General features: G+C 31.7%; 15 protein-coding genes and 1 tRNA gene. 12 read left to right on the forward strand and 4 right to left on the reverse strand.

The annotated features are described in order from the left end of the window. Nucleotides 1-61: 61 nt before the first annotated feature. The 3 genes from OF365_RS01400 to rpmG form a co-directional block, all read right to left on the reverse strand. Nucleotides 62-138, reverse strand: a tRNA-Trp gene (locus tag OF365_RS01400). A 29-nt stretch (nucleotides 139-167) separates the two neighbouring features. After that, a complete protein-coding gene (locus tag OF365_RS01405) occupies nucleotides 168-1,232 on the reverse strand; it encodes an aminopeptidase P family protein (protein WP_263817824.1) in 1,065 nt (354 codons plus the stop codon). A 25-nt stretch (nucleotides 1,233-1,257) separates the two neighbouring features. Then, nucleotides 1,258-1,419, reverse strand: a complete 162-nt coding sequence (gene rpmG, locus OF365_RS01410; RefSeq protein WP_263817825.1) for a 50S ribosomal protein L33 — start codon at nucleotides 1,417-1,419, stop codon at nucleotides 1,258-1,260. A 107-nt stretch (nucleotides 1,420-1,526) separates the two neighbouring features. Here rpmG and OF365_RS01415 point away from each other — a divergent pair, with 107 nt between their 5' ends. The 12 genes from OF365_RS01415 (at nucleotide 1,527) to pheT (ending at nucleotide 15,990) form a co-directional block, all read left to right on the forward strand. Continuing rightward, the gene (locus OF365_RS01415) at nucleotides 1,527-3,587 is read left to right on the forward strand and encodes a DUF2779 domain-containing protein (protein WP_263817826.1); all 2,061 of its coding nucleotides are present in this window, start codon (nucleotides 1,527-1,529) and stop codon (nucleotides 3,585-3,587) included. 117 nt (nucleotides 3,588-3,704) lie between these two features. After that, complete coding sequence (locus tag OF365_RS01420; RefSeq protein ID WP_263817827.1) at nucleotides 3,705-6,299, forward strand: valine--tRNA ligase; 2,595 nt, start codon at nucleotides 3,705-3,707, stop codon at nucleotides 6,297-6,299. 10 nt (nucleotides 6,300-6,309) lie between these two features. Continuing rightward, complete coding sequence (locus tag OF365_RS01425) at nucleotides 6,310-6,828, forward strand: tRNA (cytidine(34)-2'-O)-methyltransferase (RefSeq protein ID WP_263817828.1); 519 nt, start codon at nucleotides 6,310-6,312, stop codon at nucleotides 6,826-6,828. Between the two features lies 1 nt (nucleotide 6,829). After that, nucleotides 6,830-7,501: a tRNA (guanosine(46)-N7)-methyltransferase TrmB gene (gene trmB, locus OF365_RS01430; RefSeq protein ID WP_263817829.1), complete on the forward strand. Its 672-nt coding sequence runs from the start codon at nucleotides 6,830-6,832 to the stop codon at nucleotides 7,499-7,501. 79 nt (nucleotides 7,502-7,580) lie between these two features. Further along, entirely contained in the window at nucleotides 7,581-8,297 is a 717-nt protein-coding gene (locus OF365_RS01435) for a DUF5385 domain-containing protein (RefSeq protein ID WP_263817830.1), read from the forward strand. A gap of 37 nt (nucleotides 8,298-8,334) precedes the next feature. Then, entirely contained in the window at nucleotides 8,335-9,261 is a 927-nt protein-coding gene (gene fmt / locus OF365_RS01440; RefSeq protein ID WP_263817831.1) for a methionyl-tRNA formyltransferase, read from the forward strand. A gap of 3 nt (nucleotides 9,262-9,264) precedes the next feature. Further along, the gene (locus OF365_RS01445; protein ID WP_263817832.1) at nucleotides 9,265-10,107 is read left to right on the forward strand and encodes a hypothetical protein; all 843 of its coding nucleotides are present in this window, start codon (nucleotides 9,265-9,267) and stop codon (nucleotides 10,105-10,107) included. Nucleotides 10,108-10,110: 3 nt separating this feature from the next. Continuing rightward, on the forward strand, nucleotides 10,111-11,406 hold the full coding sequence (gene obgE / locus OF365_RS01450; RefSeq protein ID WP_263817833.1) for a GTPase ObgE: 1,296 nt from the start codon (nucleotides 10,111-10,113) through the stop codon (nucleotides 11,404-11,406). 7 nt (nucleotides 11,407-11,413) lie between these two features. Continuing rightward, entirely contained in the window at nucleotides 11,414-12,166 is a 753-nt protein-coding gene (gene nadE / locus OF365_RS01455) for an NAD(+) synthase (protein WP_263817834.1), read from the forward strand. Next, nucleotides 12,150-12,710: a hypothetical protein gene (locus OF365_RS01460; RefSeq protein ID WP_263817835.1), complete on the forward strand. Its 561-nt coding sequence runs from the start codon at nucleotides 12,150-12,152 to the stop codon at nucleotides 12,708-12,710. The genes nadE and OF365_RS01460 overlap by 17 nt, the downstream gene beginning before the upstream one ends. Then, nucleotides 12,652-13,650 (forward strand): phenylalanine--tRNA ligase subunit alpha, encoded by a 999-nt coding sequence (gene pheS, locus OF365_RS01465; protein WP_416906741.1) that lies wholly within the window; start codon nucleotides 12,652-12,654, stop codon nucleotides 13,648-13,650. Before OF365_RS01460 ends, pheS begins: the two co-directional genes overlap by 59 nt. A gap of 12 nt (nucleotides 13,651-13,662) precedes the next feature. Next, entirely contained in the window at nucleotides 13,663-15,990 is a 2,328-nt protein-coding gene (gene pheT, locus OF365_RS01470; protein ID WP_263817837.1) for a phenylalanine--tRNA ligase subunit beta, read from the forward strand. Here pheT and truA read toward each other — a convergent pair. Continuing rightward, nucleotides 15,981-16,715 (reverse strand): tRNA pseudouridine(38-40) synthase TruA, encoded by a 735-nt coding sequence (gene truA, locus OF365_RS01475; protein ID WP_263817838.1) that lies wholly within the window; start codon nucleotides 16,713-16,715, stop codon nucleotides 15,981-15,983. The two genes, pheT and truA, sit on opposite strands and share 10 nt — an antisense overlap. Nucleotides 16,716-16,759 lie beyond the last annotated feature (44 nt).

Here is a 16,759-nt window from a genome sequence, read left to right on the forward strand (position 1 = left end):
ACCTTTATTTAGGTGGTTTTTTTATTTTAAACATCATGATTTTTATCATGGTAAATTTATATGGCAAGGGTAACAGGACTCGAACCCGTAACACATAGATTTGGAGTCTATTGTTCTACCAAATTGAACTATACCCTTCCTTAAACTCATCCAAATTATGATATTTTTTATTTAGGAGCGTTTTTTGTTAATACAACGGGTTTACCGTCAATAATAGCAATTGTATCTTCGATACGTACTCCCCCAACATGCGGAAGATATATTCCAGGTTCAACAGTCACAACTGCATAGTTAAACAATAATTCTTTATTGCCTTGATTAGTGTTAGGTAGCTCATGAACTTCAATCCCCACACCATGACCTGTTCCGTGCGTAAAGTATTCATCATACCCAGCGTCTTTAATAATTTGACGGCATATATCATCTACTTGCGCACCTGTTACTTGGTCACTTAACATATCAATTCCAGCCTGTTGTGATTTTTTAACAAGATCGTAAATTTCTTGCATTTTGGGATTATTTTTATCACCAACCAAGAAAGAACGAGTGATATCTGAAGCATATCCCTTATAGTAGCAACCGATGTCAGTCGTCACCATATCATTATTTTCAATAACACGATCAGATGGATGATGGTGTGGAACACCACCATTAGGACCTGACGCTACAATTGGATCAAATGAATTTTTTTCAGCACCTAAGTCCAACATGTGCTTTGTTAGCATATTAGCTACTTGTTTTTCAGTTAACCCAATAATATCTTGTTTTTGAATTCATGCGCATGTGTCTGCTGCGATTTCACAAGCTTTTTGTAAGAAAGAAATTTCCTCTGGGGTTTTAATCGCTCTTAAAGCCGCAGAAGTAAACGGAATAGTTGTATTTACCATCGAAGCGATAAATTCGTGTGTATTTAATGTTAAGTAATCACCTTCAACTAATAAATTCTTAATATTCAATTCATTTAAAGCGTCTTGTAATAAATCTGCTGACGTTTTTTCTTTTGTGCGTTGTAATAAACGTACTTCAGCATTCACAGCTTCTTGTTTAGCAGCTGTAATATAACGACCGTCAACTAGAAAAATTGCACGACCTTCTTTATTGATGAACACATATCCATCCGTCGAAGCAAATTCTAAAAATCAATAACGGTTATGAGTTGAATACAACATCATCCCATCCGCTTCTTTAAATTGTTTAATCATGTTTACTACTTGATCAATTTTAAAAGACATAACTTAAGTCCCCCTTTTTTATTTGTTATTTTTTCTTAATTTCAGTATGTGCAACAGCAACACGACAGTTGTTGCAATATTTGTTTAATGTTAATTTTTCAGGAGTTGTTTTAACATTTTTAGTCGAAATATAATTAATGTTTTTGCACTCAGTACATTGGAAACGAACACCACGTTTTACAGCCATATTTTCACCTCAACATCCATGTATCTTACTTTTTCAATACTAATAATATATTATAATATATTTACATCTTTTTATTAAGATAAACTTCAAAGGAACCCGATATAAACATGAAACAATCGCCATATATTAGTAAATATGACTATATTGGATACTACACAAAACAAAAAAACATGTGATTTTTTAGTAACCAAGAAATTAAAGCGCAAATTCAATTACAAACGAAACTAGCAAAAGAAAAATTAGCACCCGGATATTTTACTGATCTGATTGATGATGAAGACGAAGATGAAACAGAAGAATTTGATAATTACGAATATTATGAAGAATATAAAGAATTTCTTGATCAAAATGCAAATTTAGATGCTAATGATCCGAAAATATCTGAAGGGATTATTTTGGATTTAAAATCGCAAGAGCACGTTAAAAATACATATCCTCATATTCAAAAAATTATTGATTGCGATCTCGCATATAAAAAACTGACCATGCCTGAACGTTATATAAAAACTCAAGAATTGTTGGCCAGTGATGAGGATTTCATTTTGTTTCAACCGGTTTTTATTAGCGGTAATAAAATTACTAAACCTGATGCCTTAGTACGTGAAGGCGATCAATTGCATGTTATTGAAACGAAAGGAACCAGTAGTGTTAAACTACGTCACATTCTTGATTTATACTACCAATATGAAGTCATTGGCAAAAACCCACATGTGCAAAATCTTTTTGTTTGTCACTTTTATTTATGTATTGTCAAATATGAACGTTTAAATGTTGCTGATCAGGTTAGTTTTAGTATTACACCTTACTATGTTCACCAAAAAAATGGCTTAGGATATGACAATGAAAAGATTCGACTTTTTTTATCTGATGAACAAGCTGATTATTATAAACGAAATCTTAAGCAAGGACGATATATAAAATTAGATTCTCAAGGGTCACTTATTGATGAATTTGCTGGTGATTTTTCTGGATTATTGTGGGACGATTTGTTAGATCCAGATTTTCTCATTAATCAAGAAGAGTTACTTGAATTAATCGCTACTGATCCCAATCTCAAAAATTATTTAAATGCACGTTATGGGCTACGGGGATTTTTTCAAAAAATTAATTTAATTTTTTTGGAATTCGATCGTGTAATAACAGAACTTGAAACTCACAAAGCTTATTTATTAGCAAAACAAGCAACTAGTCAGACTATTATTAAACCCGAACCTTTCCTTCCGTCTGATAATGATAAAGGTTTTTTCAAAGATAACGACTTCTTCTTAGAATTACGAACATTATATCAATATGAAAATTACCAACTTTGTAAATTTAGCGGCTACGTGTTTCCCCATGCCATTTATAAATATGGAAATATTAATCATAAAAACAATGTACAACAAGCCTTTCAACAAGTTAAGCGACAAGCCCAATATGATTTATACGCTAAGAATGAAATAATCATCAACAAAGCCAATGTACAATCCTTATTAACTAAATTAAAACCAAATAAGGTTTATTTTGATTTTGAATCTATTAACACAGCGATTCGTGTGTATGATCAAACTTATGCGTTTACACAAATTGTCACTCAAAATTCGGTTATTGTACGTCATGAAAATGATGATTTAGAGCGATTAACCTGCAAAAATCTTATGTGTGATCCGTTAAAAATTAATAAACAATGATTTAAAGATGTGGTTGATAGTTTATATTATGGTGAACATTATTCGTATGTGGTGTACAACAAAGCCTTTGAACAAACACGATTGAAGGAAATGCAAGCATACATTAATGAAGCAGAATACACAAAAAAAATTACTTGTATTATTCGTAATCTATTTGATTTAGCTGATTTTTTTACAGTTCGTAATCTTGATAAAATTAACATTTTAATTCCTGATTTATGTGGTTTTTACTCAATCAAAAAAGTTTTACCATTAGTTGCTAAATATTACCCGGATTTCTTTTATAAAACCAAATGCTATGACTATAAAACATTAGCGATTGGTAATGGATTAGAATGCCAAATCAAAACTACTAAGCGCGTTTTTAAAACTCTTGATGACGATCAATGAGATGCATTTCAAAAAGAAGCTAAAATTTATTGCGAAAACGATGTGCGTGCCATGATTGCTGTCGAACTTTATGCATTAGAAATTTTAAAAAATCAAAATATTCTCTAAAATAGGTTTTTTAATATAAAAATCAGATTTATCTAAATAAATCCGTGCGAATCGTGTAAGATATTAATGATAATATGCGTAAGCATATATTTTAAATATGTTAAAAAAGGGGTTTTTATGCAAAAATTAAATAAGAAATATGATCCAATTCAAATTCAAAAAGATAAGCATCTTTTTTGAAAAGAGCAAGCTATTTTCACTAAACACAATCCAGATCTAAAACCCTTCACTGTTGTTTTACCACCACCAAATGTTACTGGTCATTTACACATAGGACATGCCTATGGTTTTAGTTTACCCGACATTATTGTACGCTATAAAAAATTACGGGGTTTTGATGCTTTCATTATTCCTGGAACTGATCATGCAGGTATTGCTACCCAAACAAAATTCGAAAAAATTCTAAAAGATAATGATCAACAAAATAAAATAGCACTGGGGCGTTCAGTTTTTTTACATCAGCTAACAAATTGAAAAAATGAACAAGAGCAGTATATTCGCAGACAATTTGCTGCTCTTAATCTAGGAATGGACGAAAATCATTATTTATTTACACTCGACGAGGATGTAAACAAAATCGTCTCTGAAGTCTTTGTTAAACTATATAATGAAAAACTCATTTATCGTGCTAATAAATTAGTTAACTGAGACCCTATTTTACAAACAGCGATTTCAGATGTTGAAGTAATACACGAAAACATTAAAGGTAAATTATACTACATTAAATATTGGACAGTTGATCACCAAGATAGCGTGATTGTAGCTACTTCTCGTCCTGAAACCATGTTTGGTGATAAAGTCTTGTTTATGCACCCAGAGGATGAACGTTATAAACACTTATGAAATAAGAAATTCATGAACCCAATTAATAACCAAGTTATGGATGTTTTGTTGGATGATTATATCGATTTAGAATTTGGAACCGGAGTAATGAAATGTACACCGGCACATGATTTTAATGACTATGAATTAGCTAAAAAACACCACCTAGAGTTAATTAATATTATGAATCCAGATGGGACATTAAATGCATTGTGCGGCGAGTTTGCCAATATCGATCGACTCGTAGCAAGGGAATTAATTGTTGATAAGTTAAAAGAAACTAACCACTTAGTAAGAGTTGAAGAATACGCAACTACAATCGGCTTATCACAACGTTCTAATGCTGTTGTTGAACCGTTATTATCACTGCAATGATTTATTAAAATGCAAGATATTGTTCAGCAAACAATTAACTTACAAAATAGTGCTAATAGTCAATCAACATTCTATCCACCGCGCTTCCACAAGGCTTTGATGCAATGATTAGAAAACACTCAAGATTGATGTATTTCGCGTCAATTGTGGTGAGGTCACCGAATTCCTGTATACTATCACAAAAAAGATCAGAGTGTTTATGTAGGTATAAACCCACCAACTGATATTGAAAATTATGAGCAAGATAATGATGTGCTTGATACTTGATTCTCTTCAGGGTTATGACCTTTATTAACTACTAAATGACAAAAAGATAGTCAATTTTTTAACCATTATTTCCCAACATCGTTAATGGTAACAGGTATGGATATTTTATTTTTCTGAGTTTCACGAATGATGAATTTTAGTGGATATTTAACGCAGCAGTTACCTTTTAAAGATGTTTTAATTCATGGTTTAATTCGTGATGCGCAAGGTCGTAAAATGTCTAAGTCATTAAATAATGGAATCGACCCATTCGATATCATTAATGAATACGGCTTAGATGCGATGCGGGTTTATTTTGCCTCATCAACTAGTATCGGTGAAGATTTAAACTTTAGTCAAGAAAAAATCAGTAGCACCTGAAACTACCTTAATAAAATTTGAAATGTTGCTGTGTTCTTAGATCAGTCGTTTGACAAGGATTTAGCTAATGATCAGCTGGTGCGAACGCCTGATCCAAAACATCCTATTAACCAATGAATTATCGAATCATTAAGTAATTGTATTAATGAATACATCAAAAATATGGATAAATATAATTTAGTCGTAGTAAGTAAAGACTTATTTAATTTTTTATATGATGTTTATGCATCAAAATATTTAGAATACACAAAAGTCTTACTAGAAGATCATGATGTTGCGCAAGAAACGAAAAAAACAATGTTTTTTGTCTTTTATGAATTCTTAAAACTTTTACACCCTTTCGCTAATAATTTAAGTGAAGAATTATGACTGCACTGAAACACAAGTAAATCATCAATTTTACATGCAGCTATTGAACCTTTCAATTTCCACGCAAACACAACTGATGCAGAAATGGTTAATAATTTAATTTTTAATATTCGTAATTGACGAGCAGAAAACAATGTTGGTAATAAAACACCGCTGGTTTTTGCTATAAATAACCCTGCTTACAAAGTGAAATTAAAATTATATAACCAAATTTTAAAAATCGTAAATACAGAAATGGTTTTTGAAGAATCAGTTAACAACCAATACAACACTTCTTTAATTGTTAATGACCTCGTATTACAAATGAATTTTGATAATACGGCGCAAATGGATTTACAAAGACAAAATTTATTAACTAAGAAAGAGTTTTTGTTAAAGGAAATTAAGCGTTGTCATAATTTGTTAAATAATCCCCAATACATAGCAAAGGCTCCAGAACACTTAGTCAACAAGGAAAAAGAAAAACTATTAGGCTTTGAAAAACAATTACAAGAAGTTTTAAACTTATTAGAGAAGTAGGTCAACAAATATGCTAAACATCGTTTTATTTGAACCAGAAATCATTGAAAATACAGGCAATATTGCGCGGATGTGTGTAGGTTTTAACGCGCGTTTACATTTAATTAGACCTTACGGATTTATTTTACGAACTGATAAGTTTAACAAAGATTTTATTCGCACTGCAACCAATCATATAGAGCACTTAGAATTATTCGAATATGATGATTTTGAAGATTTTATAAATATCAATCAAGTTCAAAACCACCAACTTTTTCTTTTTACGCGTTATGGCACTAAAGCTCCGTCGGATTATGATTACAAAAATTGGGACGAATCAGAAATTTACTTAATGTTCGGAAAAGAATCAACAGGTATTGACCATAGTATTTTACAAGAATATACGCAATGAATTCGCATTCCCTCTTCTTATAATTTGCGCAGTCTCAACATCGCTAACTCCGTAGCCATGGGCATGTATGAAGTAGCACGCCAAAACGAATACAAAAACTTATTAAAATACGAGCCACACAAAAAATTTGAGGTTTAAAATGCGATTAAGAAACAATAAAAATGCGCCTGATTATTTAGCTCAGCAAACCAAATATATTATTCAAGACAAAACAGCAGTTAAAAAAGAATGTCTGCGTTTATTTACTAACCCTCACCAATTACTTTATTTGGAGATTGGTATGGGTAAGGGTGATTTCATTATTAACCAAGCCTTACGAAACCCCCACATTAACTTTATTGGTTTAGAAAAATTTGATACTGTGATTGTTAAAGCACACAAAAAAGCCTTGCAGTTTAATTTACATAATCTAGCAATGATTAGTGCGGATGCCACTGATTTAATAACTTTGTTTAAGGATCTATCTGTAGATCGTTTGTTTTTAAATTTCAGTGATCCATGACCCAAAAAACGCCATGCAAAAAAGCGTTTAGTTCACCCGAATTTTTTAAATATTTTTACTCAAGTTTTAAAAACTGATGGTGTGATTGAATTTAAAACTGACAATGACGGGCTTTTTGATTATTTAATTAATGAAGTAATCCCCACGCACAAAGAACAGTTTGAAATCTTATATCTAACTTATGATCTTTATGAAAACGAGAATGATCCTGAGTATATCAAAAACATTCCCACAGAATATGAACAAAAATTTATTGCTCAAAACACTAAAATTAAAAAAATTATTTTTAAATACAAGCCTGTAACCTAATATACTTGCCTTTAGGTATTCAGCTTATATTTGTTATAATTAAAACAGTTTGTCTAAATGACAAGGAAGGACCGATTGCATGATTAATAACGTCATACATTCAATTTTACAAGCCGAGCAACAAGGCGGAGGCAACAAAATGATGTTTATGCTCATCATTTTGATTCCTATCGTTATCGTTATTTTCTTTGTCATTAAGAAAAGAAAAAAACAAAACGCTCAACCTACTTATGTAGGTAATAAAACATCCAAAGATGCTAATGAGGTTTGGTTGACAGTTAAAAAATATTTGCGTGATATTAACGACAAGGGTAAAGAGGTCATTGATTCTTATGTTGTCCGTCGACCAGATCCGCATAATGTTGGTCAAATGACTAAACTTCAACGTGAAGATTACAAGCGAGAAATGAACGATTTAAAAGCTTTAAAAACAACCAATCCTACTCTGTATCGTGAAGAAATGAAACGTATCAAAAAAGAGAAAACTGCTCGTCCTAAAGAATTATACGTTGTTTTATTCACTACACGAAATGCCAAAACTTTTGTAGTCGACGAGCCTCGAGCATTTGAATGTGAAGTCAAAAATATTAAGATTAATAAAAAGGAAACAAAACGGGAAATCGAAATTGTCCGTCCTTTAAATTACGATTTAGAGTACCGATGAATCAAGGAAATGAAAGATCGTGACGACAAGATGCAGCAAAAACAATTAGAAGCAGATCGTAAACGTCAAATGAAGGCTCAAGCGCGTCTTGAAAAACAAAAAAATAAAGATAAAAAAAATAAGAGCAAATAGGTGTTTGCTTGTTTTTTTGTATTAAGGAGGTCAATTTATGATAAAAGCAATGTTTTTTGGAACACCCAGAATAGCTGTTGAAATATTAAAAACATTACATCATCTTCAGGGAGTTGAAATTGTGGGTGTCATTAGTCAACCAGACAAAATGCGTAACCGCCACAACGCTTTAGTTATGACCCCTGTTAAACAATATTGTGTAGAAAATAATTTGTTGTGTTTGACTCCAGAAAAAATTAATGATGTTTATGATGATATAAAAGCTTTATCGCCAGACATCATTATTACCTGTGCATATGGTCAATTTATTCCTCAACGGATTATTGATATACCAGTTTATAAAATTGTCAATGTGCATGCATCATTACTACCTAAGTTGCGGGGTGGTGCTCCCATTCACTACGCGATTTTAAATGGTTATCATACCACCGGAGTAACTTTAATGCACACAATCAAGCAAATGGATGCGGGTAATATTTTATTTACTAAACAAGTGTCTATTGATGAACAAACTACTTATGCCAGTTTATTAAAAAAACTAACCGCGTTAGGTGTGCAATTAATTCAAGAACACTTCTTTGATCTATGCAAAACTAATTTAGTCGGGGTAGTTCAAAACCCAGCTGATGTAACCTATGCTTTTAATATTCAAAAAGCTGAACGGTACATTAATTTCAACCAACAGGCGTGATTAGTAAACCGTTTCGTTAACGCTTTAAATGATAAACCAGTTGCATTAATGAATTATCAACAAACCGATTTCAAAGTTTACCAAATTAAGGTTAGTGAGCGAAAAAGTTCACAAATTCCTGGTACAATTTTTTATCACGATAAACAATTGTATGTTAGCACTGCTGATTTTGATATCCAGTTGATCCAAATTCAATTACCCAACAAAAATATTAGTTTCGTACGTGATGTATTGAACGGTAAAAGTATTTTTGATCACTTAAAAAAGGAGTAAAACATGTTTAATCGTTTTTCAAATTCCAATGGCAAATTAGCAGCTAGTTTTAAACTAAATACAGCCGAAAAATCACCTAATTTAATTAAATTTTTAATTAGTTTGTTTGTCATTATTATTCCCATGATCATCATTTTTTTGCTTTTGGGTGAACCTAATTTATTAGGTCAAAATAACCTTGTAGCACAAAATGGTCGATGGTACGGGGTTGGTATCATTAATAAATTGCATTTTCCTAAAGAGTTAGGTTTTTATAAATGAATTAATATTCATGAACAGATTGCAAACGCAACTGGTGATCATAAAAAAGCTTTAGAGGTTTTTGCGCAAGAGTTCTATGGAGTTAATAATTATCATTTTGGAACTGGTGTTATCACACACTTTTTGATTTGGGTACTTATGGTTGCTGATTTTGTTTTCGGTCTAATTCTAAGTATCATTCTAGTGTTCAGTATTAAAAAAGTCCGTTGAGACATTCTAGTCCCTCTGGTTTCATCATGATTCGGTTTTTTCATCATGATTATTTCCGGTTTAATTCCTGCTCACTTCTGAGGTTATTTAATTCGTTTTGTGTTAGTTTTAGTAGCCTTTATCTTACCGATTATTATTATGGTCCGTATCACAAACGCGTTAATCGCTCGTTCAAAACATGCAGCTGAGTACACAACTGACTTATATAATGAATACCAAAATGCTGATACGTACTATAAAGCTGGGCAAGAACGAATTCTTTTATTACGTAAACAAGATCCAAATAAAAAATCCAAATTCAAAATCGAGAAAAAGGACGATTCTACTGAGCAAACATCTCAAACAAATGATTCGTCTACAGATGCAAAGGAGTAAACTATGGCATTCGTTGATAAATGTGACATTATTTTAAAAGCCGGAAACGGCGGAAACGGGAAACTTGCTTGACGTCGCGAAACTCATGTCCCCATGGGTGGGCCAGCAGGTGGAAATGGAGGACATGGTGGTTCCATTTATTTTTTAGGTTCGCATAACGAATTATCTTTAGAGAAAATTAAGTATAAAAAGAAATTCAAAGCCGCTAATGGTGAAAATGGTGATATTAAAAACCAGCACGGAGCAAATGCGGAAGATGTCTATATTAAAGTACCTTTAGGAACAATTGTTTATAATGAAGACAAGTCCCAAATCCTAGCTGAAATCTTAATTGACCAACAAGCTTATTTAATCCAACAAGGGGGTCTTGGTGGCCATGGAAATACATATTTTAAAAACGCTTTTCACAAGGCTCCATCATTGTATGAATTTGGCGAAGTAGTCGATGAACTACGTGTTCATTTGGAATTGAAATCAATTGCTGATATAGGGATAATTGGTTTGCCGAATGCTGGTAAGTCAACCCTGATTAGTTCTTTTACTAATGCTAAGCCAAAAACTGCAGCCTACCAGTTCACTACTCTAAGTCCTATTTTAGGAACAATTTATGATCGCTCAAACCGAATTGTTTTTGCAGATATCCCAGGATTAATCGAAGGTGCCCACCAAGGAAGTGGCCTAGGTATTGATTTTTTAAAACACATTGAACGTTGTTTTTTATTATTGCATTTAATTTCTTTAGATGAAAACGATCATAACGATATCGTTGCAGCTTACGAAACAATTCGTTATGAATTAAAGGCTTACGATCCAGCTTTAGCAGCTAAGCCCTTTGTCGTTGTTGCAAATAAAATCGATGCGCCAAATGCGGATCAGCAATTAGCTAAATTACAAAAACACCTAAAAAAACACACTATTTTAACGGTTAGTGCATTAGATAAGATTAATATCCAAGAAATGCTAGCCACTATTATTCGCTTGTATTATGATGAAAAACAAGCTTTTGCAGAACAACAAATTCACGCCGAAGAAATTATGGTTTACCAAAAACCACAAAAAGAGTTACAAAAAACCTTGGATGAAGCAATCTTTATTGTTAAAGAGGAAGATCATGTGTTCAGTGTTACAGGGGATTATTTGAAATTCTGGGTTAACCGAATTCCCTTAGTTACAAATGATAATATTGTTCGTTTTAATAACAAATTAGATGCCATTAAATTTAAAGAACAATTGCGTGCTTTTGGTGCGGAAACAAATGATTTAATCAAGGTATATCATTTGACATTGGAGATGGATTAAAATGTGTGTGCGTTTAAAAAGTTATTTACGCAAACTGTTGCTGCATTTAGAAAATTATCTGACAACACACCAGATTAATACCCTTGTTTTAGGGGTTTCTGGAGGTATTGACAGTACTCTTGCGTTATATTTACTAAAACAATTAAAAACGCCCGTCAAAATCTTTCCTGTGTTCATTGATATTGATTCACGTTGTGAGGATAAACAAGATGTTTTATATTTACAATCAATCTTTCCTGAAATCCAGTTGGTAGATTTAAAACCTGTTTTACAAGCTTATCAAAATTCATTACCTAATTTAACACAGCACAAAATGGTTTATGACAATTTAACAACGCGGATTCGTGCTAATTATTTATACGCTTTAGCTAACGAATACGACGGAATTGTGATTTCAACCTTGAATTTTAATGAATTCCATTTAGGCTTCTTTACAAAATTTGGCGATAGCAATGCGGATTATCATTTATTAATCGGATTATTAAAATCCCAAATTTACAAACTAGCCAACTTTTTAAACATTGATGAACGCTTTCTTAATAAGAAACCCTCACCTGGTTTTGATAAACAAACAGATGCAGATATTTTAGGTTTTACCTATGCTGAATACGAGCGTGTTGTTTTAAACAACAAACGTGTTAAACCTAGTTGTGTCAAGAAGGTTACGCAGCTAATCCAAAAAAATCAGCATAAACGATTTTTAATCAATCAATATCTTTTAAACGAAAAGGTCGAACAAATTTATGAACAGTGAAAATAACATTCCAGCCCCTGTAAAAATTAGTTCATTACATAAACTAAAGGATTTCATTAAAACCTTTAAAGGTTTTGTGGTGATTACTTTTTTAGGTTATGTTTTGGTCGCCATTTGTCTTGGTGTACTCATTTATGCTGTACTAGAGTTAGATAGAGCTCTCGAACATTATCGCGAATGAAATTACGATTTTTGAATGAATAATTCTGCAGAGAACAATAAAGATTATTTAAACATTGCCCCCATTTTGTCTTTAGCTATTTTTAAATGGGGCGCTGTCGTTGGGTGCATGTTATTTTTAATTATTATTTTAAATATTAATATTTTCGCTTATTGATCGTATTCTAACCATTATATCCCTGAGCTCAAGGATAACAAGTTATTAGGTAATTGGTTGAAGAATTTTATTAATAAGCAGAAAATCAATAAAACAGAACCTAAAAAGGAAAAAACGCGTAAAACAATTATAAAGAAAGATGGTGCCTCAAATGATTCAACAAGAAAAACTACTTTTAGAATTAAAAACAAAACTGAGTCAAGCTCAAAATAAACAACAATTAATTGAAATCAAAAATGTTTTTGTTAAGCAATATTTAAACCCTTTGTATGCTCAATTAAAAAATGCTCATGACAAAAAAGCCATGGGTTTATTGCTGAATAAATTCAAATTAGCTATTGAGCAAACTTATAACGATATTTGTGTGTTTTTTGATCAACAAGAAGAACCTAAAGATTTTGGCTTAACAAATAATTTAACTCTACCAGCACACGATTTAACCAATGGGCATTTACATTTATTTACCCAAACTATTAACGATGTTGTCAATTTTTTTAAACAATTAAATTTTGATATCATCACAGGTGATGAAGTAGTTTTGCAATCTAAAAACTTTGATGCTCTTAATATTAACGAAAATCATCCTGCTCGAATGAATGCTGATTCCTTTTTTATTAACCATGAATTTATGCTACGAACACATTGCACAACAAATACTGCTTATTTATTAGAAAACAATCCTGCCCAAGATATTCGCATTATGTCATATGGTAATGTTTATCGAAAAGACGATGATGATGCAACACATTCACACCAATTTATGCAAATTGATTTTGTTTGGGTGAAAGAAAATTTAAGCATTGCTAATCTCAAGTGATTAATCACTGAATTTTTAAGCTTCATTTTCCAAAAACAATTAAAAACCCGTTTTCGATTAAGTTTCTTCCCTTTTACTGAACCTAGTTTCGAAGTGGATGTGGAATGTTTTAAATGTAATGGTGCGGGTTGCCACGTTTGTAAACAATCAACATGAATTGAAATAATGGGCGCAGGAATGTTACATAAAAACGTTTTGCAAGCCGCAAATTTACCTATGAATTTATCTGGACTAGCGTTTGGCATCGGGATTGATCGTATCATTATGTTAAAGCACAACATCGATGATATTCGACACCTTTATGCTAACAATCTAAAATTTAATAAACAATTTTAAAAGGAGTTATATATGATTATTAGTTACAATTTTTTAAAAACTTTATGCCCCCCTTTAAAACGTGTTAAATTAGCTGATTTATGTCAAGACTTGATGAATTTAGGTTGTGAAGTTGAACAGATCATTCCCTATCAAGAAAATCCTCTGATCACCATTTTTCAAATTATTCAAATAACACCTCATCCAACCCATAAAAAACTACATGTCTTAATATTAAAAAACAAGGATAAACAAATTCAAATCATTACTAACCAAACTTATCTGCAATTAAAGCATTATGTATTAGTTGCGCAAGTCGGAGCAAAAATTGGAGACATGCTTATCAGTGAGCGTTTTTTTGGTGAATTCGTTTCCCAAGGGATGTTATTAAGTCTTGCTGAATTAGACCCATACGCAAAGCACTACCACGATGCTCAGGATTTAGAAAAAGTCATCAGCGATTCAAGTTATGTTGAAGTAAAACAAAAAATGGATATTTTAAATACATACGACTACCTACTCGATCTTTCTTTACCATCAAACCGAAATGAATTAAATGGCTATCATTTTCTTTGCAAAGAACTAGCTGCTTTACACACAGAAACCTTTAAGAATAATGAAGACATAGTTATTAAATCCATAACAAACAACGATTTAAACGACCCGTTAGCAGATGAGTTTGTTCATAATTATTTTTTCGCCGAAATTAAAGATTTTCACCAACCATTAAGTTTTGCTCAAAAAATTTTATTAACAAGACATAACATCTCTGTACATAGTAACTTAAATGATCATTTGGATTATTTAACATTAATAACAGCTAACCCTATGCACGCCTTTGATGCGGATTTAGTGCGATCACAATTAATAGTTAAGAGATTAGAACAACCAACTAGTATGTTAGGAATTGATCAAAAAAAATATCAATTGGAAGTTGGTGATTTAGTCTTGTGTGACGGATCCAATATTGTCGCTTTATGCGGGATTATGGGTGCATATGAATATCGCTTAACCCCAGAAACTAAACGCATATATATCGAATGTGCAAACTTTGATTTTGTTTATATTAAAAAAACAGCTAACCGTCTAAAAGTTAATTCTTTAGCTGCCAACTTGTTTGCTAAACCACTACATTCTAACATTACTTATTTAACAGCTCAATATTTACAAGCATATTTTCAGCAACACCTGAGTTGAAAATATACTGGAATCAAACAAGTAATGCCTTTTGTCCCAGCAAGTATGGCAACGTTACAAAAAGTTATTGGTACAAACAACTTAAAAATCCCACGTGTGATTAATTTTCTAACACTTTTAGGTTATCAAATTAATAAAAGTCAAGCCCAATTTCGTCCACCTTTTTATCGCTGTGATATTCTCAATGAATTTGATATCTATGAAGATGGTATGAAATTGTATGATATTAACCAAGTTCCAGCTCAACCGATTTTATATCAAGGAGCAATTAGTCAAAAAAATACTGTTTATGATTTAATCTATAATTTAAAAACTAAGTTACAAACTTACAATTTTATAGAAACTAAAACATATCACTTAAAACCTAAAAACAATGCTTTAGCTTTTAATTGATATTATAATGCTGATGAAATTATTGAAATCAAGAATCCCATATCAATGCACAAGGCTTTTTTAAAGTTGAATAATGTGGATAGTTTGCTAGATGTTTTGATGTACAACATCCATTATAAAAATCCTCTATTTAATACTTTTGAATTCGTTGATTTAAATGTCTTTAAAAAACCCAAATCTTTAAATATTACACTCGTTTGTCCCGTCCCTTTAATTAGTAATCAATTAAATAAAAACGTGGTTTCAAATAATTTGTTGACCATGAAATCATTGGTTGAAATGATACGTCAACACTTTGGTTTAAGTTTAAATTATTTAGCTAACACTAAGGCGACCGAGCTAAACCCACATCAATCGTTAGCTTTGAGTTTTGATAATACAAATATCCATGGTTATGTTGGATTAATCACTAATCAAGTATTAAAAGATTATGATTTAACTGAACCCGTTTATCTTTTAAACATGAACATTCCATATGACTTAATCAGAAAAGCCAATCCGACAATTTATTCTCCAATCAGTACAATCCATGATATTATCAAAGATATATCGGTGGCTTATGATCAAACTGTTGATTTAACCAAGGTGTTGGCGCATCTAAATACTCTGGATTATATCATTCAATCTGAAATTATTGATGCTTATCAAAAAGGTCAGACTACAGTTTATACAATCCGTGTCAATATTAATTCTAAAGATCAAAACTTGGATAATAATCAAATTAAAGAATACTTAGAACACATCGAAAAACTTTTGGCGAGTTATTCATAATCAACATGTGCTAAATACAAACCACAACCAGGGACAATAGCTTGTGCTTTGCCTTTAGATGGGTGTTTTAAAAAATCCTCTAGAGTTTTTAAATCCGTCTTGTTTTGCATGTATTTAATTAAACTCCCTACTAACATGCGTACCATGTTTTTCAAAAAACCGTTACCTGAGACATGAATTTCAATTCTTTGCCCTTTTTGTAAGAACGATATATTAGTAATCGTGCGCACCGTTTGTTCTAATTCACTTGTGCTATATGATAAAAAATCATGAGTTCCCAGAAACAAATCTCTAAATTCATAAAATCGCTGTTCATCCCAAACAAAAGCCGGGTCATAATAGGCATAATGACGTTCGTAGATGTTATATCTCTGATTAATGACATAAATATATGTTTTGTTTAAAGCCATGTATTGAGCATGAAAATTTTCATTTACTACTTGAACATTTAGTATGCGGATATCCTCAGGCAAAAAAGCGTTCACTGCTTTCAAAATAACCGCTGGTGAGTAATTTAAGTTCTTATGTTGCACATTACATACTTGTTTTAAAGCGTGCACATAACGATCAGTTCGTCCCGATCCTATGATTTTAATTTCATCTGGTATTTTAAAAGCTTTCTGAAAAGCTTGACTAACACATGCTTGGATACTTAATTTATCTGGTTGCTTTGCTCAACCATAATAATTGTGCCCATCATATGTTAATGTAATTTTATAATTCATCTACAATCAACTTCTTTTAAAATATAATTATCATAACAAAAAAG

Origin of the sequence: Ureaplasma zalophigenitalium, from assembly GCF_025780055.1 — a bacterium.
GTDB lineage: Bacteria > Bacillota_I > Bacilli_A > Mycoplasmatales > Mycoplasmoidaceae > Ureaplasma > Ureaplasma zalophigenitalium.